This window comes from Mesorhizobium sp. Root552 (assembly GCF_001427285.1).
In the GTDB taxonomy this organism is placed as follows: Bacteria; Pseudomonadota; Alphaproteobacteria; order Rhizobiales; family Rhizobiaceae; genus Mesorhizobium.
Genome location: NZ_LMFV01000054.1, coordinates 1 through 2,013, shown reverse-complemented (window position 1 = coordinate 2,013; position 2,013 = coordinate 1). Strand labels below are relative to the sequence as shown.

General features: G+C 52.2%; 1 protein-coding gene. It reads right to left on the bottom strand.

What is annotated here, in order from left to right; all coding sequences use genetic code 11:
- Positions 1–322: 322 nt before the first annotated feature.
- Positions 323–1,876, bottom strand: coding sequence for an ABC transporter substrate-binding protein (locus tag ASD50_RS17655; RefSeq protein ID WP_056243989.1), 1,554 nt, complete (start codon positions 1,874–1,876; stop codon positions 323–325).
- Between the last annotated feature and the right edge of the window lie 137 nt (positions 1,877–2,013).

The following is a 2,013-nucleotide window of genomic DNA, read 5'->3' as shown; positions in this document are numbered from 1 at the left end:
GAGAATGCAGGTGTCGCCGAAAGCTCTGTCGTCATCTATCCGTCCTCTCAAAAGAGAGGGGGTCAGTTCTTCCTTTCGTCCGGGGGGCAATTTCTCATTTCGCCTGACATAGCCGAAACTCTAACTCTCAAAATGGACCCGTTTTCAGGGGGAAGGCCAGCACGCTCCGAACAAATCCGTGGTGCGCTCAAAGCTGCCAATTCTCCCAAACTCGGACGTAGCACATCGGAAAGGAGGGCTGTTTGGCGATGTGTCGAGTTCGAGTTGTCGACGACGGTCGCTAGGCGCTCGCAGCTGAAGTCTCGCCGCGATACCCGACTGATCAAATATTCAAATCTATCCATACATTTTTGAACGAATGCCAATCTTGGCTTGGATTGCGAAACGCTTTGACTCGCGGGTGATAAGCAACATTACCTCGACGTAGATTTAGCATTGGCAACACGGGCAAATCAGCCATGATCTGTACATTGGCTTGTCGATAGAGCTGGCCTCGCTGATGGTCATCCTGTGTTCGCTTAGCTTTATCCATTAAATTATCAACAGTTAGACTGGAGTAATATCCAGCATTGAATCCAAAGGGCGAACTATTTCGGGAGTGCAGCACCTGGTCCAACCAGATATCACAAGACATACCCCAACTCATCTGTGAGACCCCGACGCCATCCGGCAAACCGGATCTCCATTGATGGCAATAAGAAATCCAATCTTCTGTCCATACGATCTCTGCGCCATATCCGATTGCTTCTAGACTCTTCGCGAGATAGTCACAGATCCGAACAGAATGTCCGGCCCCGGCCTTTGCCGACATGATGTGCAGACGCCAATCGGGCCCAACTCCTGCTTCCTTCAAAAGTTGCCGTGCGCATTCCGGATCATATTTATAAGGAAAGCGGTAGGTTGCATCGAAGGCCGGCGAAGCCGGCGGCAGCATGCCGGACGCGGCATCTGTGTGTCCGCGAAAAATATCGTTGCATAACGCATCTCTATCCACTGCATGTGCGATTGCTCGACGCACTCGGACGTCACAAAGGATGGGATCCCGCATATTGAAAATAAAATACCAAACATACGGTACCTGGCCGTCGACGACGACAAAGCCCCGTCGCGTTAACTCGTCAAGGTCGGCTCCCTCAAGACCGTAGGCCAAATCTACTTCACTGTTGAGCAACGCTTCATAGCGATCCTCTGATTTCGGGTAGGGTTTAAATTCGATCCCACCTAGCCTAGGAGTTCCTCCCCAGTAATCGTCATTGCCAATCAGCCTGACTCCGCTGCCGAAGCGCGTTGAAAAGCGACTATCAAAGCGAAACGGGCCGGTGCCTGGCGCATGATCCGCGATACCCGAGTTTCCATGGGTTTTCAGTGCTTCTGGGCTCAGATAAACATGTGCACCGGGCGCGTCCTCTTGCGTCATGTATCGAAGAAACTCTGGGAAGGGTTCCTTTAGCGTCATCAGGATCGACAGAGGGTCGAGAACTTCCACGGATTTTAATACCTCAAGACCGATCCTGTTATAATCGGCTGCCACAGGCGAATATTGAGGAGCCTGGGGGTTCCACATGCGTTCTACATTAAACCGTACCGCCTTTGCATCGAACCGAGACCCGTCATGAAATCGCACGCCGTCTCGCAAACGAAACAAGTATTGAAGTCCGTCACTAGAGATTTCAACTGAAGTGGCAAGCGCGGGAACGAGCCGGGTCGGGACAGACGACTCGTCCTCCAGATCGTCCTCAAAAAGACTTTCGAATACCTGCTGAACCACTCTGCCAGTATTCCAACCACCGAATGAGGCCGGCGGATCGATGGCATCAACTTCCCAGTCAAGAGCGACACGCAGAATAGGCTTAGGGAGATCGTAGAAGAGGCTCATATTTTTCCTTCGGACTTAATACTCACAGTTGAGGCCACCTGGACGCCTCGAACTACCCGGATTTCGGCGCTGGTAGGACGGAGATGAGGTCTGGCGCGGCCTGATGCGCGGCGATTGCTTCGGTTTTGGTCTTTAGG

Coding starts and splice junctions, on each gene's coding strand:
- ASD50_RS17655 (WP_056243989.1), bottom strand. CDS start 1,876: ATGAGCCTCTTCTACGATCTCCCTAAGCCTATTCTGCGTGTCGCTCTT.